Raw genomic sequence first — 24,139 nt, forward strand, 5'->3', positions numbered from 1 at the left:
ATGTGCCGGTCTGACGGCCTGTGATAGTCTGGCTTTGAAGCCGGAAACCGATCCCGAAAATTGATAAGGGTATTGCCAGGTACTTGTGGCGTTGCTGAAGTGCCTGCGTGAGCGGTGAGAGAATGAGCGATCAGGAACTGAAATACGATGTCGTGATCATCGGTGGTGGTCATGCCGGATGTGAAGCCGCTGCGGCTGCCGCGCGCGCCGGAGCGATGACTGCGCTGGTGACACACAAGTTCGAGACCATTGGTGTGATGTCCTGCAATCCGGCGATTGGCGGATTGGGGAAGGGGCATCTCGTTCGGGAGATCGATGCACTGGATGGTCTGATGGGCCGTGTTGCCGATCAGGGTGGTATTCAGTTTCGTATGCTCAACCGGCGCAAGGGGCCAGCGGTTCGTGGTCCGAGAGCACAGGCCGACCGGAAGCTCTACCGTGAAGCAATGCAGAAAGAGATTGCTGCGATTGATGGCCTGACCGTGGTCGAAGGGGAAGCAGACAAGATCCTGTTCGATGGCGAAGCTGACACTCGCCCGGTCTCAGGTATAGTGCTGTCGGATGGCCGTACCATTGCCTGTGAGGCGATTGTGCTGACAAGCGGAACCTTCTTGCGTGGGCTTATTCATATTGGTGACAAGAAGATACCTGCGGGCCGGTCAGGTGAGGCGCCGGCCATGGGTTTGTCAGGGTCACTTGAGGAGATCGGTTTTGAGCTGGGCCGATTGAAAACCGGTACCCCGGCGCGGCTCGACGGCAGAACAATCCATTGGGACCGCTTGGAAGAACAGCCAGGCGATGAGGATCCTGTTCCGTTTTCCACTCTGACGGACAGGATCGAAACGCCACAGATTCCTTGCCACATCACCAGGACCACTCCAAAAACTCATCAGATCATCCGGGACAACCTGTCCAGGTCTGCAATGTACTCTGGCGAGATCCAGGGCAGGGGACCGCGTTATTGCCCCTCCATTGAAGACAAGATCGTTCGCTTTGGCGATCGTGACGGGCATCAGATCTTTCTGGAGCCGGAGGGCTTGGACGATCACACCGTCTATCCGAACGGGATTTCGACTTCACTGCCGGAAGATGCGCAGCTCGAGTTTCTGAAAACAATTCCGGGCCTGGAAGATGTGAAGGTCATCCAACCTGGATATGCCATCGAATATGACCATGTCGATCCGCGTGAGCTGCGTCCGACGTTGGAGGCCAAACGTTGCCCGGGTCTATATCTAGCCGGCCAAATCAATGGAACCACCGGCTATGAGGAAGCAGGGGCCCAGGGCCTTGTGGCCGGTGTCAATGCCGCTCTGCAGGTGCAGGGTAAAGAGCCGTTCGTTGTCGATCGCTCACAAGGCTATATCGGCGTGATGATTGACGACCTCATCACGAGGGGCATCACGGAACCCTATCGGATGTTCACATCCCGCGCGGAGTATCGCCTGTCGCTCAGAGCCGATAACGCCGATCAACGCCTGACGCCACTTGGTGTTGACTTTGGAATTGTCTCCGACACGCGTCGAAGATCCTTTGACGACAAGATGTCGAAAATAGCCGAGGCGAGAGAACTTCTGATACGGCTGACCGTGACACCATCCGAGGCTCAGAAAAAAGGCCTGCCCGTGAATCAGGACGGGATCAGGCGAACGGCTTTCGATCTTCTTTCTTATCCCAATGTCACCTATGAAGGGCTGGCGGCGATCTGGCCGGAACTGAAAGACATTGAAAAAGAGATTGCAGAGCAGGTGGCAACGGATGCCCTTTACGCGGTCTACCTTGAGCGGCAGCTGGCCGATGTGGAAGCTCTCAAACGCGATGAAGCGTTGAGAATCCCGGATAGTTTCGATTACGAAGCAATTGTCGGATTGTCCAATGAAGTCAAACAGAAACTGAGCGATATTCGCCCGGCAACCCTTGGACAGGCATCGCGGATGGATGGCGTAACACCCGCCGCATTGACCCTGGTCCTTTCTCACTTGAAGCGGCATTCTGAAAAGGGAGCTGCCTGATGGGGCGTCCGATGGTGTTGAACGACTCTGGACAGGTTGTGCATAAGTTTGGGGATGTTTCACGTGAAACGTTGGATCGTTTGCAGATCTATGTGGATTTGGTTCTGAAGTGGCAGCCTGCTCAGAACCTGATTGCGCCATCAACCATTCCCGATATCTGGACCCGGCATGTGGCCGATAGCCTACAGACTCATTGGAGTTTTCCCGAAGCGAAGACGTGGGTAGACATTGGCAGTGGTGGGGGTTTCCCTGGCGTGGTGACTGCAATTCTGTTGGCAGATGATCCACAGGGACATGTCCACATGATCGAAAGCAATCAGCGCAAGGTCGCGTTTCTCCGAACTGCTTTGAGAGAAACCGGGTCGAATGGAACAGTCCATGCCGGTCGGATCGAATCGGTAGCGAAAGATTGGCAGCATGGAACAGTAGACGCTGTCTCGGCCCGAGCTCTGGCGTCTCTTGACCTTCTGTTTCAACTGGCGAAGCCCTTTACTGCAAAGGGGGCGAAGGCTGTTTTCCACAAAGGTCAGGATTTTCAGCGCGAAGTTAACGAAGCCGCTGACTCATGGGACTTTGATCTGTTAGAAAAAGAAAGTCTTGTTGATCCTGCGAGCCGGATGCTTCTCTTTTCAAATATTTCAGCCCGGCCGGAGTAGCCCAGGAAGGTATTTTGGTAATGGCCATGCTTCCCGAAGCGCCACGCGTACTGTCGCTTGCAAACCAAAAGGGTGGGGTGGGGAAAACCACCACAGCCATCAATCTCGGAACTGCTCTTGCGGCCATCGGGGAAAAGGTACTGGTTATCGATCTCGACCCTCAGGGCAATGCCTCGACGGGCCTGGGTATCGAACACCGGGATCGCGGGCTTTCCACTTATGAAGTTCTGAGCGGTGACTGCTCTCTTGCAGAGGCAATTCGCGAGACCGCTGTGCAACGTTTGTGGGTGGCCCCTTCCACAATGGATCTTCTCGGTCTTGAGCTCGAGATTGCTTCGACCAGTGACAGGGCGTTCCGCTTGCGGAATGCAATTGAAGGTTTGACGAGGTCGAATCTCTATCGGGAACTCGGCTTCACCTATGTGTTGGTTGATTGCCCGCCTTCGCTCAACTTGTTGACGATCAACGCTCTTTCGGCGTCACACTCCATTCTGGTGCCGCTACAATGTGAGTTCTTTGCGCTGGAAGGCCTCAGCCAGCTGCTCAGTACCGTCGAGCAGGTCAAAGGTGCGCTGAACCAGGAACTCAGCATCCATGGCATTGTTCTGACCATGTATGACAGCCGAAACAATCTATCGAACCAGGTTGTCGCCGATGTCCGCGAAACCATGGGTGACGCGGTTTACGAGACGGTGATTCCACGAAATGTGCGTATTTCCGAGGCACCTTCCTATGGCAAACCAGCGTTGCTCTATGACCTGAAATGCGCCGGCAGCCAGGCCTATCTGCGGCTTGCTTCTGAAATCATTCAAAGAGAACGCAAATTGCGGCGTGTTGCCGCCTGATTGCGAACGGATTCGGGTCCGAACTGACAATAGAGGCGGGTACGTTTTGCAGGAAGTTGCGACGTTATCGGCTAACTGATTGATATATAAAAAGAAAAAGGTGCGGTATGGCGGAGAAAGACGGCAAAAACAAACGTTTGGGCCGCGGACTGGCGGCGTTGATCGGAGATTCAGCTCCTGAAGCGGCTGCTCCGCCGGAAAAGATCGTCCGTGATTCCAGAAAAGTTCCAATCGAGCATCTGGAGCCCAATCCGCGCAACCCGCGCAAGACGTTTACCGAGAAGGATCTGGCGGATCTTTCCGAATCGCTCAAAGCCAAAGGCATCGTGCAGCCGATCCTCGTGCGCCCTGCGACTGGCAAGACAAACAGGTTCGAGATCATTGCCGGTGAACGCCGCTGGCGTGCTGCACAGCGGGCGGGGCTCCACGAGGCTCCGATCATCATTCGGGATGTGACCGATCAGGAAGCCCTTGAGCTTGCCATCATCGAAAACGTTCAACGCGCCGATCTCAATCCGATTGAGGAGGCGATGGGCTATGAGCAGCTGACGGCTGAATTCAGCTATAGCCAGGGCGAACTTGCGAAGGTTATCGGCAAGAGCCGTAGCCATGTGGCCAACACGATGAGGCTGTTGAAGCTGCCGAATTCGGTTAAGGACTACCTTGCAGAGGGACTTCTGACGGCGGGTCACGCGCGTGCGCTGATAACGGTGGACGATCCGGCGACCCTGGCCGAATTGATCGTAGAGAAGGGATTGACCGTTCGTGACGCGGAAAGGATTTCGCAGGATCCGGACGCGCTTGCCAAACTGATGGGCAAGAAAACGTCAGGCGAACGGCCGCAAAAGGATGCGGATACCAAGGCATTGGAAAAGCGTCTGACCGATACGCTGGGTCTGAAAGTGTTGGTAGGACATAAGCCGGGCAAGGAATCCGGCGATGTGAAAATCAAGTACACGTCGCTGGAGCAACTCGATGAAATCTGTAAGAAGCTAGGCGTAGAAACACGTTAAGACATTGATTTCAAATGTTTATCGTAGCCGGGTTTGATTTCAGACCCGGCTTTTTATGTGCTCGGTTGACGTGGTGCCTATGCTGCCTGGAGAAGGACCGGCCAGCGTGTGATCAATTGCGGGGCCTGCGGAATGTCAACGCCGCTGGCTGCGGGCCCTGGCGGCCCTGCCGAGCTTCAGGAGTGCTTCAGATAGCACAGGAACACCCAGTGGGTCGTTCAGCCTGGAAATCCTCGTCGCCTCGCTCAGAATGTCCATGGAGCGCTCCAGGTCCTTCAGCGACCAAATCCGCAGCTGCTGCGCGAACTTTGGTTTCCGGCTAAAGAAGATCGGTGGGCGCTGGCTGTCGATAACCTGTTGCGCGCCCTTGCCCTGATCGACATCGATTCGCATCCGATGCAGATGTTGGAAGTGTTTCAGCGCCTGATTGGCTATTACAGAAGCCTTTGATCCAGCTTCAGAAAGTCGTTCCAGGCCGTGATCAAGCGTTGCCAGGTCTCCGGATGCTGCCGCGTCGATCAGCTCAGACATTTCAAAGGAGGAGGCATCACCGATAATCGCTTCGATGTCCTCGCTTTCTATACGGCCCTTGCCGAGCGCATAGAGGCACAGTTTCTTGAGCTCGCCCCGACTGGCCATGCGATCGCCGCCAAGGAGGCTGTGAAGCGCTGCACGGGCTTCACGCGTGATGGTCAGGCCTGCTTCGCGGGTTTCCTCATCGATGAGCTGATCAATGCCGCGGTCGTTGTCCGCGTAGCAGGGCAGGGCTACCGCACGCTTGTGGGTTTCGATCAACTTTCGGAGGCCGACACCCTTCTTGATGTCACCGCCTTCGAGAACGACCAGGGTCTGCCAATCATCGAGCTTCAGAACAGGTTCAAGCGAAGGGTTCAGGTTCTTACCACTGGCATCCTTCACCCAGATGATGCGCCGGCCGCCAAACAGTGGCACGGTCAGAACCTCATCGATCAGGCGGTTCGGATCGGAGCTGAGTTCCGATGCATCGATCTTGACCAGATTGAACGGGTCGCTGTCACCCTCGGAGGCCTTGGTGACAAGCAAAGTCGCCCGTTCCGAAACCAGACCGATATCAGGGCCGAATATCAGCACGACACCGCCAGCTTCAGGCGGATTTGCGATGAAACGGTCGATTTCCGCAGCTTTCAAGACGGCCATGAACGATCGTCTCCAGGCAACGGTTTAAGACTGGCTGGCAAAATAGCCTGCGACACGCGCGGCAATATCGTCAGCAACTGACTTGGCAACACGTTCTTGCGCGTCCCGGTAAGCCCGAGTGTTGGCAAAACGCTGGTCCGAAAAGTCATACGATGCCGATTTGAAAGAACGTCCCGACATGAGCGTTTCATCGGTTTCAATGTCGCTCAACACGAAGGTGGAGTTCATCGTTGTGGTATAGGCGGAAGGAACATCTGCGAAACGCTCGACAGCCACCGCCGCATTGTTGACGTCCATGAGGACCTTCAACCGGTATTTTTTCGCCGGTGTGCCAGCTCCTCTTTCGAACTTGAAGGTGAGTTCGTTGTAAAGGACCCGCGCAGCGTCATCGTTTGCATACTGGCTGGAGATGCTTTCGAGATCGATCGCCGCCAGCTCGGCCGAGACCGGTGACGGTGTTGACGTGAAATCACCCGTGCTGGTGCCGTAAAGCGGACGCACCTGGCATCCGCTAACGACGACAGTGGCCGCAATGCCCGCACAAAGGGCAGCGCGCCGCAGCGCGCCTCTGCTTTCGAAGATGCTGTTAAACAACGACATTCACGATCCTCTGCGGCACCACAATGAGTTTCTTCGGCGTGTTTCCGTCCAATGCCTTCTGCACGAAATCCAAAGCCAAGGTAGCTGCTTCGACCTCTTCTTTGGAAGCCTCTTTTGCAATTTCCAGCTCGCCGCGACGTTTGCCGTTGATCTGGATAGGATAAGTGACCGAATCTTCTACCAGCAATGCGTCGTCGGCAACCGGCCAGCTGGCTTCGGAAATCAGGTTGTCGTGGCCGAGAACGGTCCAGCATTCTTCGGCCAGGTGCGGCATCATCGGCGCCATCATCTGCACGAGAAAGTCCGCGGCTTCGCGAACGGCATATTCCCTGTCGGCGTCGTCCAGGCCTTCGCTGACGGTCTTGCTGATCATGTTGACGAATTCGTAGAGACGCGCGACCGCTCGGTTGAAACCAAGATTTTCCAGGTCGTTGGAAACAGCTTCCAGCGTTTTGTGACTTGCACGGCGCAAATCAAGCGCCTTGCCGGAAACTTCCGGAGCCTTGCCGCTGCGCGGTTCACTCTTTTCGGCAATATCGCCGATCAGGCGCCAGACGCGTTGAACGAAGCGCCAGGCACCCTGGACGCCGTCTTCAGTCCAGATGACATCTCGCTCCGGCGGGCTGTCGGACAGCATGAACCAGCGTGCGGTGTCGGCACCATAGGTGTCGATGATGTCAGTCGGATCGACGGTGTTCTTTTTCGATTTCGACATCTTCTCGATGGAGCCGATGGCAACTTCTTCGCCGGTCTCCAGCAGGGACGCACGGCGCTTTCCGTCGACATCCACAATCTTGACCTCAGCCGGAGAGACCCATTGTCCGTTGGCACCTTCGCCGATCCGGTAAGTCTCGTGGGTCACCATTCCCTGGGTGAACAGGCCCTTGAACGGCTCCTTCAGGTCCAGTGCGCCCACCTTCTGCATCGCGCGTGTGAAAAAGCGGGAATAGAGCAGGTGCAGGATCGCGTGCTCGATACCGCCGATATACTGATCGACTGCCAGCCAGCCGTTTGCCGCCTTCGGGTCTGTCGGCTGATCACAGTCAGGCGCCGTGAAGCGGGCAAAATACCAGGAGGAATCGACAAAGGTGTCCATGGTGTCGGTTTCACGCTTTGCAGGCTTGCCGCAGCTCGGGCACGTGGTGTCTCGCCAGGTCGCATGACGATCCAACGGATTACCGGGCTTGTCGAAGTTGATGTCATCCGGCAGCTGGACCGGCAGGTTTTCGTCCTTTTCCGGAACAACCCCACAATCGTCACAATGAATGACCGGGATGGGACATCCCCAATAGCGCTGACGGGAAATACCCCAGTCACGCAGACGATAATTTACCTGGCGTTCTGCCTGTGGGCGGCCATCAACCTTGATGCTTTCCAGTTTCGCAGCGACCGCTTCCTTGGCGTCGGGAATGGAAAGACCATCCAGGAAATCGGAGTTGAAGATTGTGCCGTCATCCGTGAAGGCTTCGTCGCCGACGTCGAATGTTGCGGCGTCCGCTTCCTTCGGCAGAACAACCGGTTTGACCGGCAGGTCGTATTTGCGGGCAAAATCCAGGTCGCGCTGGTCGTGTGCCGGGCAAGCGAAGATCGCGCCCGTGCCGTAATCCATCAGGATGAAGTTGGCGACATAGACCGGCAGCTCGATTGAACTGTCCAGCGGATGTTTGACACGAAGACCGGTGTCCAGTCCCTTTTTTTCAGCTTTTTCAATAGCTTCTTCAGAAGTTCCGACCCGTCGGCATTCTTCGATGAACGCCTTCAGTTCAGGATTGCTTTCGGCCAGCTTGTCGGAGATCGGATGATCCGGAGACAGACCCATGAAAGACGCGCCGAACAGAGTGTCCGGACGGGTGGTGAAGATCTCCAGCGTCTTGTCGCCTGTGGGTGCTGCTTCGGCAAATTCGAAGCGGACGCGCAAACCTTCCGAACGGCCGATCCAGTTTTTCTGCATCAGGCGTACCTTGTCCGGCCAGCGATCCAGCGTATCGATCGCGTCCAGAAGATCTTCCGAATAGTCGGAAATCTTGAAGAACCACTGTGTCAGCTCACGTTGCTCTACCAGTGCTCCGGAGCGCCAGCCGCGACCGTCGATCACCTGCTCATTGGCCAGGACGGTCATGTCGACCGGATCCCAGTTGACCTTGGCGTTTTTGCGGTAAACCAGCCCGGCTTCGAGGAATTTCAGGAACAGGCGTTGCTGCTGTGTGTAGTAGGCCACGTCGCAGGTTGCGAACTCTCGGCTCCAGTCCAGCGACAGGCCCATGATCTTGAGCTGGTCACGCATGGTTGCGATGTTTTCGTAGGTCCAGTCCTTGGGGTGAACCTTGTTCTGCATGGCAGCGTTTTCCGCCGGCATGCCGAATGCGTCCCAGCCCATCGGATGCAGGACGTTAAAGCCCTTTGACCGCTTGTAACGGGCAACCACGTCACCCATCGCATAGTTGCGCACGTGACCCATATGAATGCGGCCGGACGGATAGGGGAACATCTCTAGGACGTAGTACTTATCGCGCGGGTCGTCGTTATGCGTGACGAAGACGTCTTTGTCGTTCCAGACTTTCTGCCAGCGCGCTTCCACTTCGCGCGCATTGTACCGATCCGTTGCCATCAAATGTGCCGTTTGTTCTTGCCGCCTGACACGGCGGATTTCCTGAATGATTGACTGCCGGACTGTCACCAGAAATCCGGCCCGGGGTCAACATGTGAGATTAAATTGATCCTTCAGTAGCCTGTTTATTTCGCAATGCCGCATTCGTAAAGCTATCGTATGGCCGGACCTTCAAATGATTCCGCGTCTTCAGCTTCAAATGAATCCCATATTTCCAGCATCTTGGCACCGTCAGGGTGGTTCTTGCTGAACAGAATGAACAGCGGTTCTATGCGGATCGGTTCCGACATCCCGATCCCGGCAGCTTCTTGGCCGAGAATGGTTCGGCTGTGTTCCCGACCGACGATGTCATTTTCGATATAGATATCGGCCCGTCCGTGTAACAGCATCGTCCAGGCCTGTTCTTCCGTCGCAACGCTCTGAAAGGTCACGCCAATTTTTTCAAGTGGTTCCTGATACCAATATCCGGCGATGCCGACGACGGTCAGTCCGCGCCCCTTGAGATCTTCGAAGGACAGAGGTGGCAGTTCTTCGGGAAAACGATGCTTTGCGTAGAAATAAACATCCTTCAACGTGTCGATGGGTGTTTTCGGATAATGGTAATCTGCTGTTCGCGCCTTGACGTAAGACCAGGAAAACGTTGCTGCCAGGCTGCCTTGCTTCGTCAATGCGAGAGAACGTCGCCAGGGCAGGAACTCGAACTGGGCGTCATGTCCCCTGGACTTGAAAACCTCTGTAACTTTCTGGGAGTGCAACCCGAACCCGGGTGCATGTTGCGAGATGAAAGGAGGCCACTCGCCAATCGCGAAAGTAAAGGTCTCTGCCCGTACTTGCGATGCAAGGGATGTCATCATCAGCATTGAGAGGAATGTGCGGAAACACTCCTTGACCATTCAATTCCCCAAAAGAAGAAAGACATCCATAGTTTATCAGGTGGAGATATAACGAAACCATTAATTGCGTCGGTATTACCCGGCCTTGCGACATATGCTTTGTCGTGACCGAACAAAACACGGCATAGTCGGATCGCTTGGCAATTCCACTCTCTCATAGTGAGCTGAAACACATCTTTGCTTTCGGACATTCATTGTCCTCGAGCTCTTGTGATTGAAGCCTTGCCGGGCGTAAGAGAGAACTTCAAAGGAAGTCCGTTATCTGAAGGGAAATTTCATGACGTCCGCAGCAGACCGTCTCGCAGCAGTTCAGGCCGATATTCGCAGTGCGGAAGCCGAATATGACCGGAACGATGGTTCGGTGACGTTGATTGCGGTGTCAAAGACTTTCGATGCTGAAGATATTCACCCAGTGCTTGATGCGGGCCAGCGGGTGTTCGGCGAAAACCGCGTTCAGGAAGCCATGGGCAAATGGCCGGGGCTGCGCAGTGAATACGAAGGCATCGAATTGCACTTGATCGGACCTTTGCAATCAAACAAGGCCAAGGAAGCGGTGGCGACCTTTGATGTGATACACACTGTCGACCGGCCGAAAATCGCCAAGGCACTGAAAGCGGAGATGGACAAGCAGGGAAGGGCTCTTCCTTGTTTCATCCAGGTCAATACGGGCGAAGAGCCGCAAAAGGCCGGTATCCCGCCCAAAGAGGTTGATGACTTCATCAGGGAATGCCGCGAAGAGACGGGGCTCAGCATCGTCGGCCTGATGTGCATCCCCCCGGTGGATGAAGCGCCGGGTGAGCATTTTGCACTGCTGGAAAAAATCGCGAAACGCAACGGTCTGGACCAGCTCTCCATGGGAATGTCGTCCGACTACCATACCGCAATCGGCTTCGGAGCAACCTGCGTTCGTGTTGGATCGGCCATTTTCGGGGCAAGAGACTACGGATAAGTCCCAATTGAACGATGAGCGGCCTTACAACCGCCGAAAATCGACAATAGTGACGTGAATTTGACCGGCCTATGGCTGAATTGATTTGCCAGTCACAACAATGCCCTGACGTTTCCCAAGAGCAGCCCTTTAGCAGTCGATATCAAGCAGCACATTCCTCCTCGTTCCGGGTCGCTGGATCGCAGGGGTCCTGCAGACCGACGGAACATTAAGACCAAAAACCAAACTTGGAGGTCATATCATGTCCAAACGTCTTACCGCTGCTCTTCTCCTTGGCGCTTTCACCGCATCAACAGCAGCTCTTGCACAGGGCATGTCTTTTGAGGCGGTCGACAGCAATCAGGATGGTTTCGTGAGCTTCGAAGAAATCACGGCTGCAAACCCGTCCATGTCAGAGGATCTTTTCAAAGCAGCGGATGCGAACCAGGACAGCCTGCTTGATGCAGATGAGTTCGCTGCCGTTCAGCCGTAACGCCGGCTTCGGACGGTCTGACCCCCCTTAAGCTGCGCAAGCGGCAGGGCCGTCTGATCAAGACCACCGCCGGATCGGTCACGCCGGCGGTGGTTTTGCGTTTTGTGCCTGATTATTCGCGCCAGAAGTCGGGCATCAGCAGCAGTATCGCTGCCAGAATTTCAAGCCTGCCGAAAATCATTTCGATTGCCAGCAACCACTTTGCCGCGTCCGACAGGGTCTGAAATGTCCCGGACGGACCGATGGTGTCTCCAACGCCAGGGCCGACATTTGCCAAAGCGGTGATCGAAGCACTCAACGCCGTCTCAAGATCCATACCAAGCATCAGGTAGACAACCGCGAAACCGGCAAATGCCCCCGCATACACAACCGCGAAAACGAACACGCCTTCCAGCACCGGGTTGCATACTGCCTGTTTTTGATATTTCGGTTCCACGATGCGATGGGGATGAACCATTCGGCGCAACAGACACCGGCAATAGCTGGCCAAAATCGCAATCCTGAACATCTTGAAGCCACCGGATGTCGAGCCGCTGCAGCCTCCGAAAAATGTCAGCACGAAAAAAATGGCAATCACCGCCGGGCCGAACTGAAGATAGTCATTTGCAGCATATCCCGTGGTCGTGATGACCGAAACGACGTTGAACACGGCGAGCGTGAACATGTGAAACGGCGTGTCATGGACGATGTAGCGTTCGAAATAGAACACTGCGAACGAGGCGAACGCGACGATGGACAGCAGCAGAACCACCTGGATGTCCCGTTTGAAGTGTCTGTATTCAAGGCTTCTGATCAAATAGAGAAACGGAATGCTGGATGCGAGCATGAAAACGGTCGCGACCCAATAGACCGCAATGCCCGGAAACTGACCAAACGACTGATCCGACGTGGAAAAACCGCCGGTGGAAACGGTGGTCATGGCGTGAACAGCCGCATTGAAAAGGTTCATGCCGCACAGCGCATAGAGCGTGGTGCAGGTGAGGGTCAGGCCGCCATAAAGCGCCAGCAGCCGGTAAACGAATGGCCAGGTGTGGCCATAGGGTTTGGACGTGTTTTCAGACGATTCCAGAGCAAAGAGCTGACTTCCGCCGACCCGCAATCCGGGAAGCAGCCAGATCCCGATCGCGATGACGCCGATACCGCCAATCCACTGTAGGAGAGCACGCCACAGCAAGATACCCGGCGGAAAAGAATCCAGTCCCGTCAGGACCGTCGACCCGGTCGTCGTCAGTCCGGACGCGGTTTCGAAAAATGCATCGGTGAAACTGATGTTCAAATCGCTGAAATAAAACGGAATTGCTCCGGCAAAGGAAAAGGCGAACCAGGCCGCATTTACGAAGATAATGGCTTCCTTGAAATGGCTTGGAGGTCTTTGACCGCGAAACGCAATGACCGTCAGGACGCCGGTCGTAAACAAAATGACCGCGGATACCAGAAATACCTGCCAGTCCACATTCGACGCAAAAACATCTGCGATGGCAGGAACGATCATCAGCAGCGAGATCAGGACGAGCAGGCGTCCGATTGGCAACGCGATGGCTCGAAAATTCATGCACCGAACATCCGGATGGTCGGCTGTCAGAACGGCAGTCGAGGTTTAGAAGACAATATTTATCTGCGCCTGCCTGCGAAAATGCAAGTGTTGCAAACCTGCCGGAATGCGCGGTCAGAGCGAGCACCAGTCGCGACGTGGTGTTCGGTTACCTCAAAAGACACTTGAACTATTGTCATCTTTACCGGGTTTACCCCGTATTGACCGCAAATTGCCGCTTTGCAAAACTGCTCGCGTTAATTGGGAGGAAAATATGAAACCGATTGCTTGGGCGCTTGGCGCCCTGATGGCATTTGGCCTGTCGGCAGGTACTGCCGACGCAGCCGACACCACTTTGCGCATTTCATTGCAATTGCCGCTCAAAAGCCACCTGGGTCAGAATCTGCTTCTGTTCAAGGAGGAAGTGGAAAAGAACTCAAATGGCGATATTGCCGTCGAGATCTACGATTCAGCGCAGCTTTACAAGGATAAGGAAGTGCCTGCGGCAGTCGGATCCGGCGCCATTGAAATGGGCGTTGCATCCCTGACGCGTTATGTCGGAGACATTCCGGCCGTCGATATCTTCTACCAGCCGTTCCTGTTCGATACCGAAGACAAGGTCCGGGCAGCTGTTGCCCCCGGTTCGCCGGTCCGTGGCCCGCTTGACGAGGCGATCAAGGATACCGGATCGAATGTGCTGTGGTGGCAGGCCTATGGTGGTGCCATCATGCTGTCCAAGGACGCTCCGGTGAAAACGCCTGAAGACATGAAAGGCAAGAAGGTTCGTGTCTTCGGCAAGACCCTCGGAGATTTCGTGACGGCCGCCGGCGGTGCGCCGACCCTGATTTCAGGATCCGAACAGTATCTTGCCTATCAGCGTGGAACGGTCGATATCGGCATGACTGGTGTTTCCGGCGTCAAATCCAGAAAGCTCTGGGAAGTGATGGACACCATCACCGTTACCAACCACGCCGACATCGAGTTCATCGTGGTTGTGAACAGCGACTTCTGGAACGGCTTGCCGGATGAGCACAAGGCAATCATCGAAGCGGCTGCACTCACAGCTGAATCCGACGTCCGTGACCGCGTTTCCCAGATCGAGGCCGATGCCTACGCGGCAGCGGAAGAAAACGGCATGACGGTTTACAAGCCGACCGCCGAAGAGATCTCTGCCTGGAAGGCAGTCAGCCAGCCGGTCTACGACGCCTACAAGGAAAAGGCCGGAAAGCTGGGTGAGACCGTGCTCGACGCGGCGAACAATCTCTGAACGTCATTGATTGATCAAAATCCAGGGTGGCCGGACTGCCGGCCACCTCTTTTCTGCTTCCAGCCTCAATTTCAGTCGCGACTTGTCGCGCGGCTGTTCCGATTATCCAAGCTGCCGAACGTTTCATGAGAGCCTTTCACACCCTTCTCCGGGCACTCGCCTGGATTTCCGCATTTCTGTTTATCCTTGCCGGCTGCATGCTCACCTATGAAGTGACGGCACGCTATCTGTTCGTCGCGCCGACGATCTGGGCGGCGGAATTGTCCCAGCTCTGCCTGATCTGGGGCACCATGATCGCAATGCCCTGGCTGCTGAAGACCAACCGGCACATCGCCGTGGATGCGATGACCGAACGGCTCGGACAATCGGCGAAGCGGCTTTGCGCGACGCTGGCGATGATCGTCATCGGGGTTTTCAGCGCAATTGTCGCCTGGAAGGGGGGCGGCATTTTTCTCGATTCATTCGAAAGAGGTCGAACGACAGGGTCGATGCTCGATCTGCCGACCTGGGTTTCGGAACTGGCCATACCGGTCGGCTTTTCATTGCTGTTTGTTCAGGCCGTGATCCTCATGGTCAAGGCCATAAAGGGGACCGCGGAAGAAAGCAGGTCCGTAACATGACGACACTTCTCATTCTGGCGGTTCTCTTCGGTCTGCTGCTCATTCGCGTGCCCGTGGCTTTCACGCTTGGCGGTCTTGGTCTCGCGATGCTGATGCTTGGCGGGTTTTCGCCATTGATGGCGCCGCAGGCAATTCTGTCGACGCTCGATGGATTCATCCTGCTTGCAGTTCCGCTCTTTCTTCTGATGTCGAACATTCTGCTGAAGGGAGGTGTCGGCAAGGATCTGTTTGCTGCCGTTCACGCCTGGGTGGGTCACTGGCCGGGTGGCCTTGCGGTCGCCACCATCCTTTCCTGTGCGATCTTTGCCGCGATTTCGGGGTCTTCGGTCGCCACGGCAGCAACGATCGGAACCGTCGCCATTCCGGAAATGATCGACCGGGGTTATGAGCGCCGCTTTGTCTATGGTCTTCTTGCTGCCGGGGGAACGCTCGGCATCCTCATCCCGCCATCGATCCCGATGATCGTCTATGGCTTCGTCACTGAGCAGTCAGTCATCGCCCTGTTTCTGGCAGGGATAGGGCCCGGCCTGTTGCTGGTGGCTTTTTTCATCGCTTTTTCAATGATTTATGCACGCTGGTTTGGGGGATATACGGCGGAGCCCGCCGCAAGCGGACGTGAACGAATGCAAAGCTCTCTGAGAGCATTGCCATCTGTTGTGCTGGCAGGGTTCGTGATCGGTGTGATCTACACAGGGATCGCAACACCCACAGAGGCAGCCGCAATCGGATTTGCCGTCGCGCTGATCATCACGGGTCTCGTCCTGAGAACGCTTACCTGGCAGGGACTGAAGGAAGCGGCATTCGATTCCATGGTGACGACGGTTGCCATCCTGCTGATTGTCGCCGGTGCCAAGGTCTTCGGCAAGGCGATCACGCTTTATCGGATTCCGCAGGAAATCTCCGTCTTTATCGGACAGAACATCGATACGCCGATTGCCTTCATTCTTGTTGTATCGGTCGTGCTCCTGATCATGGGCCTTGTCTTTGAGGCACTTTCCATGGTCCTGATCATGACACCCGTTCTGCTGCCTGCCGCCATGGCGCTGGGCTTCGATCCCATCTGGTTCGGTGTCTACATGGTGGTGATGGTGGAATGCGCCCTGATCACGCCGCCGGTGGGGCTCAATCTCTATGTCATTCAGTCGGTGGCGCGGTCCAGCCTTGCAGATGTTTCACGTGGAGTATTGCCGTTCCTGGCGTTGATGCTGGTGTCTGTTGTGATCCTTTACATGTGGACCGATCTGGCTCTCTATATCCCCTTCAAATTCTGAGGATGTTCCATGCCGTCTCCGGCCGAAAAACTTCGTGTTCTGCTGAGGCAGGACAAGCTTCACGTGATGCCCTGCTGCTATGACGCCCTGTCGGCAAAACTGATCGAGCAGGCTGGTTTCGACATGACTTTCATGTCCGGCTTCGCTGCGTCCGCTTCCCGGATCGGTCAGCCGGATCTCGGCCTGATGTCCTATGGCGAAGTTGTCGATCAGGTCGGAAACATTGCCGATGCGATCCGGATGCCGCTGTTGGCCGATGGCGATACCGGCTACGGCAACGCCATGAACGTGCGCCGGACCGTATCCGGATTTGCCAAGGCAGGTGCTGCTGCTGTTATGATCGAGGATCAGGTTGCCCCCAAACGGTGCGGTCACACGCCGGGCAAGGAGGTGGTGTCACGCGAGGAAGCTTATGATCGCGTCCGGGCGGCCGTGGACGCCAAGGAAGCCGGGGCAGATATTCTCATTCTCGCGCGCACCGATGCACGTCACGAGCACGGTCTGTCCGAAGCAATTGAACGTGCTGCCAAATTCAGTGAACTGGGAGCAGACATTCTTTTTGTGGAGGCACCCAAGACGGTGACCGAAATGGAAACAGTCTGCCGCGAGCTGCCAGGTCCCAAGATGGCCAATATCGTCGAAGGTGGCGAAACGCCCGATTTGCCTCACGCGGAGCTCAAAGACATCGGTTACGCCATCGCTGCTTATCCTCTGACGCTTCTTGCCAGTGCCATGAAAGCCATGGTGCATACGCTTGAACAACTGAAAACCGACGACCACCGAACCTCTAGTCTCATGGAATTCCACGAGCTTCGCGACAAGATTGGTTTCAACGACTATTATGACGTGTCGTCGCGCTACGAGACTTCGCGGCGAAAACACTGATCAAGCAATTGAGATAACAGCGATTTGCCGAGCGATTGAAGCTGTCCGATCTTTAACTGGGAACGGACAGGCTTTCTTATTATAGTTGTAGGTTGAGAAGTGTTGCATCCAGGGAGAATGCCGTGACTTCTTTTCTTTCTGCTCCGTATGTTTCAAGACGCATGTTTCTGGCCGGATCGCTGAGCACTCTGGTGCTGCCTGGCCTGATGAATGGCCCGGCCCGTTCCGAGACAGCCAGACCTGACCTGCCGATACCCAAACAGCTTGCGCCTGACGCCAATGGCAAAATCACACTTCAGGCCATGACAGGCGAGGGGGCTTTCGTCGAGGGATTGAAGACGCCCACTTACGGGATCAACGGTCCCTATCTCGGACCGGCAATACGCGTTCGCCGCGGTGACACCGTGATGATGGAAGTCCAGAACACGCTGGAAGAGCCGATCACGATGCATTGGCACGGGCTCAAGGTGCCCGGCGATGTCGATGGCGGACCGGCAGAACAGATCCTGCCGGGCAAGACCTGGTCGCCCCAGCTCACCATCAACCAGCCGGCAGCAACCTGCTGGTTCCATCCTCATTTTTATCCGACTACCGCCGAGCCTGTCCTGAAAGGGCTTGCCGGACTGTTTTTGATCGATGACGAAGACAGCGACAGTCTGCAATTGCCGTCGGAATGGGGTGTCGACGACATCCCGGTCATTCTGCAGGACCGAAGATTTAATGCCGACGGCAGCTTCTTCCATCGCTTCAACCTGGCAGCGGTCACCGTTGGTTACGTCGGCGACACGATGCTGGTGAACGGCGCTGCTTATCCGAGGGCGCAGACGGCCAAAGGATGGTTGAGATTGCGGATACTGAATGGATCGAACGCGCGCAGCTACCGGCTGGCGCTGTCTGCCAACCGGTCCTTCTTTGTGATTGCAGGAGACGGTGGGCTCCTGGAGACACCTGTCGAACTCAGCGAACTTCTGGTTCATGCAGGCGAGCGCTTCGAGATTCTGGTCGATGCCAGAAACGGTGAGAATTTCGACTTGCTGACGAGACCGGTCGACCAGATGGCGATGAACCTTCCGCCCTTCGACCAGGACCTGGCACTCATGACCTTCCAGCCGAATGGAAAGGACGGTGCGGGATCTCTTCCGGAAGGCCTGGTCAAACTGCCTCCGATTGCGGAATTGTCCGACGAACCGACACAGAAGCTCGAGTTCGGCATGAACCTCGATGACGAAGGCATGGGGCTTTTCATGAAAGCCGGTTTGCCGAAGCTGATGGCAAGCGGGAAGGCAAATCCTGAAATCGCTGATGCCGTGACCAACGCGATTGTCGATGGTCAAGAACTGTCAATGGAAACGCAGCTGTCGGCGAATGCCATCAACGGCAAGTCCTTTGACATGAGCCGGGTCGACTTCGACGTGTCCATCAATCAGGACCAGCACTGGGTGTTTTCCGAGGGTACGGACAGGATGCTGCATCCGGTTCATATTCATGGATGCCAGTACCGCGTACTGACCGTGAATGGGAATGCTCCACCGCCTGAACTAACCGGATGGAAGGATACCATGCCGATTTCCAAGGGAGGTACGGTGGAAATCCAGGTGCGCTTTGACTATCCGGCAACGGCGGACAAGCCCTATATGGCTCACTGTCACATTCTGGAGCACGAGGATTCGGGAATGATGGCCGGGTTCACTGTGTCCTGATGGGATTGCCATGAAATTTGGCGAGTTTCTTGACTCTTCGCGATGTTTCAGGCATAGACCCGCGAACTCCATATGAGTGACCGACAAATTGAACCGCCGACCGGGACCCGAAAAGGTGTAAAGAGTTCCCGGAGGTCAACACCCGACAGCGCGATGCGCCCTCGGGTGCGAAACTGCTTTGTGCGGCTCTGTCTGCTTGGAATTGAGCTGCGGTTGCCCATATGGTTCGGGAAATATCCCGAAAACGATGACTTAAGGACCAGTTGATGTTTGAAAGCCTGTCCGATCGACTAAGTGGAATTTTCGACAAGCTCACCGGCCGGGGTGCGCTGTCGGAAAATGACGTCAATGAAGCGATGCGCGAAATCCGCCGCGCGCTCATTGAAGCCGACGTTGCCCTGCCGATCGTGCGCTCTTTCACGGACAAGGTTCGTAATCGCGCCGTTGGTGCCGAGGTCGTCAAATCCGTGACCCCGGGTCAGATGGTCGTGAAGATCGTTCATGACCAGCTGGTGGAAATGCTCGGCAGCGAAGGTCAGCCGATCGATCTGAACGCGCCGGCACCGGTCGCGATCATGATGGTCGGTCTCCAAGGGTCCGGTAAAACGACCACCACAGCCAAGATTGCCCGCCGCCTGACCCAGCGCGACAAGCGCAAGGTCCTGATGGCGTCTCTCGATACCCGGCGTCCTGCTGCGCAGGAGCAGCTGAAGGTTCTGGGTGAGCAGAACGAGATCGATACACTGCCGATCATTGAAGGGCAGGGGCCCGTCGAGATCGCCAACCGAGCGATGTCCGCGGCCAAGCTCGGCGGCTACGACGTTGTCATGCTTGATACCGCGGGCCGCATCCACATCGACGAACCGTTGATGGTGGAGATGGCGGACGTGAAGTCAGCCGCACAGCCTCATGAAATTCTGCTGGTTGCCGACTCCCTGACCGGTCAGGACGCCGTCAATCTTGCCAAGAGCTTCGATGAGCGTGTCGGGATTACCGGTATCGCACTGACCCGTATGGACGGTGACGGACGCGGCGGTGCGGCGCTTTCCATGCAGGCGGTTACCGGAAAGCCGGTCAAGCTGATCGGTACCGGTGAAAAATCCGATGCGCTGGAGGACTTCCATCCCAAGCGGATCGCCGACCGTATTCTCGGCATGGGCGATATCGTTTCGCTGGTTGAAAAAGCCGCGGAGGCGATCGACGCCGAACAGGCCGCCAAGATGGCCAGGAAGATGCAGAAAGGTCATTTCGACCTGGACGATCTGGCCGAGCAGCTGAAGCAGATGGAAAAGCTGGGCGGCATGTCCGGCATGATGGGCATGTTGCCGGGCGTCGGCAAAATGAAGAAGCAGATCGAGGCTTCGAATATCGACGACAAGATGTTCAAGCGTCAGGTTGCCATTATTCAGTCGATGACGCCGACCGAGCGAAGCAAGCCGGAACTGCTGAAAGCCAGCCGTAAGAAGCGCATTGCAGCGGGTTCCGGTGTGCAGGTGGCCGAGGTCAACAAGCTGCTGAAGATGCATCGTCAGATGGCCGACATGATGAAGGCCATGGGCAAGAAAAAGGGCATGCTTGGCAAGCTGATGGGTGGCATGGGCGGCGGAATGCCGGATGTTGACCCCAGGCAGCTGGAAGAAATGGCCAAGTCCGGTCAGATGCCCGGTGGTATGGAATTGCCGAAAGGCCTGCCCGGCGGATTGGGTGGCGCCGGACTTCCTCCGGGAATGCCGGGCCTGCCTGGATTGGGCGGACCGAAACTTCCCGGACTGCCGGGCATGGGCAAGGGTAAGAAGCGATGAGTGAGGCGGAGACCCAGCTGGGCGAAAGCCAGGCCCTGAAAGAGCTGAAAGCGCTCAGGGCATCCATCGACAATATTGACGCAGCTCTCGTGCATATGCTGGCCGAGAGATTCAAATGCACCCAGAAAGTGGGCTTTCTGAAAGCCAACAATGACCTGCCGCCGGCCGATCCGGCGCGGGAAAAAATTCAGATCGAACGGCTACGGCAGCTCGCCGGTGATGCCAATCTCGATCCTGACTTTGCCGAGAAATTCCTGAACTTCATCGTTCGAGAAGTAATCCGGCACCATGAAGCCATTGCCGCTGAAGCCGGCAACTGAAAAAACTGGAGAAACTAAATGGCTACGAAAATTCGCCTGGCACGCGGCGGTTCCAAGAAGCGCCCGTACTACCGCATCGTTATTGCTGACATCCGCTCACCGCGCGATGGCCGTTTCATCGAAAAGGTCGGCACCTACAACCCGATGCTGCCGAAGGATTCCGAAGACCGCGTCCAGCTGAACGTCGAGCGCATTCAGTACTGGCTCGGCACCGGCGCAAAGCCGACCGACCGCGTTCACCGTTTCCTGGATGCTGCCGGTCTGCTGAAGCGTGAGCCGCGCAACAACCCGAAAAAGGCCGAGCTGGGTGCGAAGGCGAAAGAGCGTCTGGAAGCCAAGCGCATGGCTGAAGAAGAAGCAGCCGCTGCTGCTGCTGAAGAAACTGCCGCAGAATAAGCCAAATGATCAGTGCTGCGCCGAATTGGCAGAAGGAAACCTGCTGACATGAGTAATTCTGATAGTCAGAAGGTCCTGATGGCCAAGATCGGCGCGGCGCATGGCATTCGCGGGGAAGTGCGGGTCAAGCCGTTCGGCGACGATCCGCTTTCCTTTACCGATTACGGTGTCCTGACGACGAAAGATGGCAAGCAGTCCTTTGAAGTCGAAAAGGCGCGGGTGCAAAAGACGGTCGTGGTTACCAAGTTCAAGGAGATCAGGGACCGCAATCAGGCTGAAGAGCTGAACGGTGTCGAACTTTATATCGACCGGGACCAGTTGCCCGAGCCTGAAGAAGACGAATTCTACTATTCCGATCTAAATGGCCTGAATGTTCTGGATCAGAACGGCGAAACGCTTGGCAGGATCGTCGCGGTGCAGGATTTCGGTGCTGGTGACCTTCTGGAGATCAGGCCCAAGCGCGGCAAGACGTTCTACATCCCCTTCACCAGGGAATTCGTGCCGGAAATCAGCCTGGCCGATGGTCGGGTAACAGTGGATCTGCCGGAAGACTATTTGTCCGAAGGCGAACCGGTTTCTTCCGAAGACGCTCCGGACAGATAACGGACCGGCACGGGCTGCAGCCCCATCTCCCCCAGATAGAGACCTTCCGTCTCATCTCTGAGCACCTGCTTTGTTTCCGAGCGGATCAGGGCGATAAATGCACAGACGAGGGCCACGCCGATCCCGTTGGCAATGGCATCCGGCAGCGACATCTCGTGATGCGGCAGAAACCCCTGCACAACCTCACCACCAATTCCCATGCCGAATGATACGATCGCCGAGATCCTCAGTCGGCAGCAGAAGAGTGCATGGATAGACAACGTCAGCAAGGCGAAGAAGCCGATATGTATGACCTTGTCATAGGGGTGACCGACACCGGTATTGAACACCAGACCGGCGAGAACACCGAACGTCACCAGGCAGATAAGCGGCAATATCCGGGTCAGAGAAAAATCGAGATAATGCTGGTCAACTCGTTCTTGCACGATCGCCGGAAGCTTGAATCGAAATACAGGAAACTTGACCACGGTAGACTACCCGATTGAAACGCTCTTGCCAGTTTGCATCGAGAGCCTTAATCAGAGCTTTCTTTCGGGAAACTAGCCGGTGGATGACCTGAATTTTTGATGGCCAGGGTTAATGCATACTTAGCTCGCGGCCGGTTCGGGTGCCGAAGCTGGCGCAAACGCTAATACTGACAGGGGCGGTCATGCCGTTCAAAGCCACAATTCTAACGCTCTATCCGGACATGTTTCCGGGACCTTTGGGGCACAGTCTGTCCGGCCGGGCACTGGAAAAGAATCTGTGGCAGCTGGAAACGAGCCAGATCCGTGATTATGCGGCGGACAAGCACCGCTCGGTGGACGACACGCCAGCTGGAGGGGGTGCCGGCATGGTTCTGCGTGCCGACATTCTGGCCAAGGCAATCGACGCTGCTGCGCCTTCGGCTGATCCCCGTCCAAGACTGCTGATGAGCCCGCGCGGCAAACCGTTCACACAGGCGCGTGCGCACGAGTTGGCCGAAGGACCGGGAGCGATTATTGTTTGCGGGCGATTTGAAGGCGTTGATCAGAGGGTTATCGATTCCCGGGAGCTGGAGGAAGTTTCCATAGGCGACTACATCCTCTCGGGGGGCGAGATCGGCGCGATCACCATGCTTGATGCCATCATCCGTCTCATTCCGGGTGTGATGGGAAACATGGAAAGTGCCGACACCGAAAGCTTCGAGACCGGACTGCTGGAACATCCTCACTACACGCGCCCTGCATTGTTCGAAGGACACGCGATTCCCGACGTCCTGACCTCAGGCAATCACAAGAAAATTCACGAATGGCGGATGTCGGAAGCTGAGCGCCTGACCCGTGAACGGCGTCCGGATATGTGGGATGCCTACATGGCGGATGAGGATGACGTGGACTAAGGCTCGCTCTGGCCTGATCCCAAGGACGCATCACCCAGCCTGGCCAGGATCTGGGTGCCACGCCGGATGATGTCGCTTTGCGAGTGCGAGCCGGTTTTCGACGTTGCGCTTGCCAGTTGATTTCGTGCCGTGTTGTAGGAGATCTGCAGGTTGTTCGACGCCTCCCGCAAGGAAGCGCCGAGGATAAGCTCCTGAACAAGAAGGCTTTCCCGTTCGCTTAGACCAAGGGCAGCTGCGAGAATACGCTCTGATTTCTTTGGAGCTTCGTCAGGATCGAAGATTGTGACAAGCAGTGGCAATGTCGGCGCAATGAACGGTGCGAGACCTGGATGGATCTGTTCTCTTTCATGAATTGGGAGAATGAAGGCGAACGGCCCGCCTTGCCGTCCGGGCACGAGCGGAACAGGACCGACTGCCGTCGAACTCATCGAAGCCTTTTGCAGGGCATTGTGCAACGCCTTGTGCGTATCAGCCTTGCGGGCGGACAAACGAACCATTTTGTCCATGTAAAGGTTTCGGGCGAGCTGAAACATTCGTGCGGCCCGGCCATTGAAATGTTGAACCTTGCCGTCTGGTGATACGACACAGGCCGAAGTCGGAATCTGATCCAGCCAGAAAGTCGGATTGGTCAGGGTTGATTTCCGCTTGGCGACTTCGAGGATCAGATTGAAGGCGCCCTGCAAATGCGGTCTGAGAAAACGGAAGAGTTCCAGAACATGCCGTTCTTCCCGTTTTTTCATCGTTCGTGGCAGATTGGCAGCTACGAAGGCGGAATCCGCGCCGTGCCGGTGCAGGATGATGCCGAAGGCACGATTGATCTCGCGGTGGTGTTTCAGATACTCGTCGTAAAAGTCCGTTTTCTCCACATCCTGCGGTCGTATGAAGTGTTCCGTGATTGCGACGTCCGATACGTCGCATTTCAAAGCAATCGGCGGAAACGGATTTGCGGATTGCGCCTGGCTGAGATGGATTTCGGCATCGCTGCCATGATTGAACATCGCGCAATCATAAACCTGCGTTTCATAAACGCATTGAGCCTGATAGGTGATTGGCAATTCCGGATAGATGATTGCCAGATCAGACAGCACGCCCGAGAGACCGCCGTCCAGCAAAGCTGATGTGTAAAGCTTCCCAAGTAAATCTGAACGATCCATAACCACGAA

The 24,139-nt window shown here is 56.0% G+C and carries 23 protein-coding genes; 16 read left to right on the forward strand and 7 right to left on the reverse strand.

Going from position 1 to position 24,139, the window contains the following annotated elements:
• The first annotated feature begins 122 nt into the window (after positions 1 to 122).
• The 4 genes from mnmG (at position 123) to ABLQ08_RS29285 (ending at position 4,523) form a co-directional block, all read left to right on the forward strand.
• A complete protein-coding gene (mnmG, locus tag ABLQ08_RS29270) occupies positions 123 to 2,009 on the forward strand; it encodes a tRNA uridine-5-carboxymethylaminomethyl(34) synthesis enzyme MnmG (RefSeq protein WP_352949930.1) in 1,887 nt (628 codons plus the stop codon).
• The gene (gene rsmG / locus ABLQ08_RS29275) at positions 2,009 to 2,665 is read left to right on the forward strand and encodes a 16S rRNA (guanine(527)-N(7))-methyltransferase RsmG (protein WP_417714967.1); all 657 of its coding nucleotides are present in this window, start codon (positions 2,009 to 2,011) and stop codon (positions 2,663 to 2,665) included. Before mnmG ends, rsmG begins: the two co-directional genes overlap by 1 nt.
• A 20-nt stretch (positions 2,666 to 2,685) precedes the next feature.
• A complete protein-coding gene (locus ABLQ08_RS29280; protein ID WP_352949932.1) occupies positions 2,686 to 3,510 on the forward strand; it encodes a ParA family protein in 825 nt (274 codons plus the stop codon).
• 107 nt (positions 3,511 to 3,617) lie between these two features.
• Positions 3,618 to 4,523 carry a ParB/RepB/Spo0J family partition protein gene (locus ABLQ08_RS29285; protein WP_352949934.1) on the forward strand — a complete coding sequence of 302 codons (906 nt, stop codon included), beginning with the start codon at positions 3,618 to 3,620 and terminating at the stop codon, positions 4,521 to 4,523.
• Positions 4,524 to 4,658: 135 nt separating this feature from the next.
• Here ABLQ08_RS29285 and holA read toward each other — a convergent pair whose 3' ends face one another.
• The 4 genes from holA to ABLQ08_RS29305 form a co-directional block, all read right to left on the reverse strand.
• On the reverse strand, positions 4,659 to 5,699 hold the full coding sequence (gene holA / locus ABLQ08_RS29290) for a DNA polymerase III subunit delta (protein WP_352949936.1): 1,041 nt from the start codon (positions 5,697 to 5,699) through the stop codon (positions 4,659 to 4,661).
• 24 nt (positions 5,700 to 5,723) lie between these two features.
• A complete protein-coding gene (locus tag ABLQ08_RS29295) occupies positions 5,724 to 6,299 on the reverse strand; it encodes a hypothetical protein (RefSeq protein ID WP_352949937.1) in 576 nt (191 codons plus the stop codon).
• Positions 6,286 to 8,907: a leucine--tRNA ligase gene (leuS, locus tag ABLQ08_RS29300; RefSeq protein ID WP_352949939.1), complete on the reverse strand. Its 2,622-nt coding sequence runs from the start codon at positions 8,905 to 8,907 to the stop codon at positions 6,286 to 6,288. The genes ABLQ08_RS29295 and leuS overlap by 14 nt, the downstream gene beginning before the upstream one ends.
• Positions 8,908 to 9,059: 152 nt before the next feature.
• Positions 9,060 to 9,800: a substrate-binding periplasmic protein gene (locus tag ABLQ08_RS29305; RefSeq protein ID WP_352949941.1), complete on the reverse strand. Its 741-nt coding sequence runs from the start codon at positions 9,798 to 9,800 to the stop codon at positions 9,060 to 9,062.
• A gap of 277 nt (positions 9,801 to 10,077) precedes the next feature.
• Here ABLQ08_RS29305 and ABLQ08_RS29310 point away from each other — a divergent pair, with 277 nt between their 5' ends.
• Both ABLQ08_RS29310 and ABLQ08_RS29315 read left to right on the forward strand, forming a co-directional pair.
• A complete protein-coding gene (locus ABLQ08_RS29310; protein WP_352949943.1) occupies positions 10,078 to 10,749 on the forward strand; it encodes a YggS family pyridoxal phosphate-dependent enzyme in 672 nt (223 codons plus the stop codon).
• Positions 10,750 to 10,990: 241 nt separating this feature from the next.
• Entirely contained in the window at positions 10,991 to 11,221 is a 231-nt protein-coding gene (locus ABLQ08_RS29315; protein WP_352949945.1) for a hypothetical protein, read from the forward strand.
• A gap of 112 nt (positions 11,222 to 11,333) precedes the next feature.
• Here ABLQ08_RS29315 and ABLQ08_RS29320 read toward each other — a convergent pair whose 3' ends face one another.
• Entirely contained in the window at positions 11,334 to 12,773 is a 1,440-nt protein-coding gene (locus ABLQ08_RS29320) for a TrkH family potassium uptake protein (protein ID WP_352949947.1), read from the reverse strand.
• Between the two features lie 253 nt (positions 12,774 to 13,026).
• Here ABLQ08_RS29320 and dctP point away from each other — a divergent pair, with 253 nt between their 5' ends.
• The 9 genes from dctP (at position 13,027) to rimM (ending at position 21,616) form a co-directional block, all read left to right on the forward strand.
• Positions 13,027 to 14,019, forward strand: coding sequence for a TRAP transporter substrate-binding protein DctP (dctP, locus tag ABLQ08_RS29325; protein ID WP_352949949.1), 993 nt, complete (start codon positions 13,027 to 13,029; stop codon positions 14,017 to 14,019).
• A 125-nt stretch (positions 14,020 to 14,144) separates the two neighbouring features.
• The gene (locus ABLQ08_RS29330; RefSeq protein WP_352949951.1) at positions 14,145 to 14,639 is read left to right on the forward strand and encodes a TRAP transporter small permease; all 495 of its coding nucleotides are present in this window, start codon (positions 14,145 to 14,147) and stop codon (positions 14,637 to 14,639) included.
• Positions 14,636 to 15,910: a TRAP transporter large permease gene (locus ABLQ08_RS29335; RefSeq protein ID WP_352949952.1), complete on the forward strand. Its 1,275-nt coding sequence runs from the start codon at positions 14,636 to 14,638 to the stop codon at positions 15,908 to 15,910. The genes ABLQ08_RS29330 and ABLQ08_RS29335 overlap by 4 nt, the downstream gene beginning before the upstream one ends.
• A gap of 9 nt (positions 15,911 to 15,919) precedes the next feature.
• The gene (locus ABLQ08_RS29340; protein WP_352949954.1) at positions 15,920 to 16,795 is read left to right on the forward strand and encodes an isocitrate lyase/PEP mutase family protein; all 876 of its coding nucleotides are present in this window, start codon (positions 15,920 to 15,922) and stop codon (positions 16,793 to 16,795) included.
• Between the two features lie 122 nt (positions 16,796 to 16,917).
• Positions 16,918 to 18,495: a multicopper oxidase CueO gene (gene cueO, locus ABLQ08_RS29345; RefSeq protein WP_352949956.1), complete on the forward strand. Its 1,578-nt coding sequence runs from the start codon at positions 16,918 to 16,920 to the stop codon at positions 18,493 to 18,495.
• 266 nt (positions 18,496 to 18,761) lie between these two features.
• Complete coding sequence (ffh, locus tag ABLQ08_RS29350) at positions 18,762 to 20,297, forward strand: signal recognition particle protein (RefSeq protein ID WP_352949958.1); 1,536 nt, start codon at positions 18,762 to 18,764, stop codon at positions 20,295 to 20,297.
• Positions 20,294 to 20,617 (forward strand): chorismate mutase, encoded by a 324-nt coding sequence (locus ABLQ08_RS29355; protein WP_352949960.1) that lies wholly within the window; start codon positions 20,294 to 20,296, stop codon positions 20,615 to 20,617. The genes ffh and ABLQ08_RS29355 overlap by 4 nt, the downstream gene beginning before the upstream one ends.
• 18 nt (positions 20,618 to 20,635) lie before the next feature.
• On the forward strand, positions 20,636 to 21,013 hold the full coding sequence (rpsP, locus tag ABLQ08_RS29360) for a 30S ribosomal protein S16 (RefSeq protein WP_352949962.1): 378 nt from the start codon (positions 20,636 to 20,638) through the stop codon (positions 21,011 to 21,013).
• A gap of 48 nt (positions 21,014 to 21,061) precedes the next feature.
• Positions 21,062 to 21,616 carry a ribosome maturation factor RimM gene (gene rimM, locus ABLQ08_RS29365; protein ID WP_352949964.1) on the forward strand — a complete coding sequence of 185 codons (555 nt, stop codon included), beginning with the start codon at positions 21,062 to 21,064 and terminating at the stop codon, positions 21,614 to 21,616.
• Here rimM and ABLQ08_RS29370 read toward each other — a convergent pair.
• Complete coding sequence (locus tag ABLQ08_RS29370) at positions 21,565 to 22,083, reverse strand: antibiotic resistance protein VanZ (protein ID WP_352949966.1); 519 nt, start codon at positions 22,081 to 22,083, stop codon at positions 21,565 to 21,567. The two genes, rimM and ABLQ08_RS29370, sit on opposite strands and share 52 nt — an antisense overlap.
• 182 nt (positions 22,084 to 22,265) lie before the next feature.
• Between ABLQ08_RS29370 and trmD the strand changes: the two genes are divergently transcribed.
• On the forward strand, positions 22,266 to 22,976 hold the full coding sequence (gene trmD / locus ABLQ08_RS29375; protein WP_352949967.1) for a tRNA (guanosine(37)-N1)-methyltransferase TrmD: 711 nt from the start codon (positions 22,266 to 22,268) through the stop codon (positions 22,974 to 22,976).
• Here the strand turns inward: trmD and ABLQ08_RS29380 are convergent.
• Positions 22,973 to 24,136, reverse strand: a complete 1,164-nt coding sequence (locus ABLQ08_RS29380) for a helix-turn-helix transcriptional regulator (RefSeq protein WP_352949969.1) — start codon at positions 24,134 to 24,136, stop codon at positions 22,973 to 22,975. The two genes, trmD and ABLQ08_RS29380, sit on opposite strands and share 4 nt — an antisense overlap.
• Between the last annotated feature and the right edge of the window lie 3 nt (positions 24,137 to 24,139).

Source organism: Roseibium sp. SCP14 (assembly GCF_040329475.1).
Lineage (GTDB): Bacteria > Pseudomonadota > Alphaproteobacteria > Rhizobiales > Stappiaceae > Roseibium.

Excerpts from the sequence above, each read along its gene's own strand:
- mnmG (WP_352949930.1), top strand. The coding sequence starts at position 123 with ATGAGCGATCAGGAACTGAAATACGATGTCGTGATCATCGGTGGTGGT.
- rsmG (WP_417714967.1), top strand. The coding sequence starts at position 2,009 with ATGGGGCGTCCGATGGTGTTGAACGACTCTGGACAGGTTGTGCATAAG.
- ABLQ08_RS29280 (WP_352949932.1), top strand. The coding sequence starts at position 2,686 with ATGGCCATGCTTCCCGAAGCGCCACGCGTACTGTCGCTTGCAAACCAA.
- ABLQ08_RS29285 (WP_352949934.1), top strand. The coding sequence starts at position 3,618 with ATGGCGGAGAAAGACGGCAAAAACAAACGTTTGGGCCGCGGACTGGCG.
- holA (WP_352949936.1), bottom strand. The coding sequence starts at position 5,699 with ATGGCCGTCTTGAAAGCTGCGGAAATCGACCGTTTCATCGCAAATCCG.
- ABLQ08_RS29295 (WP_352949937.1), bottom strand. The coding sequence starts at position 6,299 with ATGTCGTTGTTTAACAGCATCTTCGAAAGCAGAGGCGCGCTGCGGCGC.
- leuS (WP_352949939.1), bottom strand. The coding sequence starts at position 8,907 with ATGGCAACGGATCGGTACAATGCGCGCGAAGTGGAAGCGCGCTGGCAG.
- ABLQ08_RS29305 (WP_352949941.1), bottom strand. The coding sequence starts at position 9,800 with ATGGTCAAGGAGTGTTTCCGCACATTCCTCTCAATGCTGATGATGACA.
- ABLQ08_RS29310 (WP_352949943.1), top strand. The coding sequence starts at position 10,078 with ATGACGTCCGCAGCAGACCGTCTCGCAGCAGTTCAGGCCGATATTCGC.
- ABLQ08_RS29315 (WP_352949945.1), top strand. The coding sequence starts at position 10,991 with ATGTCCAAACGTCTTACCGCTGCTCTTCTCCTTGGCGCTTTCACCGCA.
- ABLQ08_RS29320 (WP_352949947.1), bottom strand. The coding sequence starts at position 12,773 with ATGAATTTTCGAGCCATCGCGTTGCCAATCGGACGCCTGCTCGTCCTG.
- dctP (WP_352949949.1), top strand. The coding sequence starts at position 13,027 with ATGAAACCGATTGCTTGGGCGCTTGGCGCCCTGATGGCATTTGGCCTG.
- ABLQ08_RS29330 (WP_352949951.1), top strand. The coding sequence starts at position 14,145 with ATGAGAGCCTTTCACACCCTTCTCCGGGCACTCGCCTGGATTTCCGCA.
- ABLQ08_RS29335 (WP_352949952.1), top strand. The coding sequence starts at position 14,636 with ATGACGACACTTCTCATTCTGGCGGTTCTCTTCGGTCTGCTGCTCATT.
- ABLQ08_RS29340 (WP_352949954.1), top strand. The coding sequence starts at position 15,920 with ATGCCGTCTCCGGCCGAAAAACTTCGTGTTCTGCTGAGGCAGGACAAG.
- ffh (WP_352949958.1), top strand. The coding sequence starts at position 18,762 with ATGTTTGAAAGCCTGTCCGATCGACTAAGTGGAATTTTCGACAAGCTC.
- ABLQ08_RS29355 (WP_352949960.1), top strand. The coding sequence starts at position 20,294 with ATGAGTGAGGCGGAGACCCAGCTGGGCGAAAGCCAGGCCCTGAAAGAG.
- rpsP (WP_352949962.1), top strand. The coding sequence starts at position 20,636 with ATGGCTACGAAAATTCGCCTGGCACGCGGCGGTTCCAAGAAGCGCCCG.
- rimM (WP_352949964.1), top strand. The coding sequence starts at position 21,062 with ATGAGTAATTCTGATAGTCAGAAGGTCCTGATGGCCAAGATCGGCGCG.
- trmD (WP_352949967.1), top strand. The coding sequence starts at position 22,266 with ATGCCGTTCAAAGCCACAATTCTAACGCTCTATCCGGACATGTTTCCG.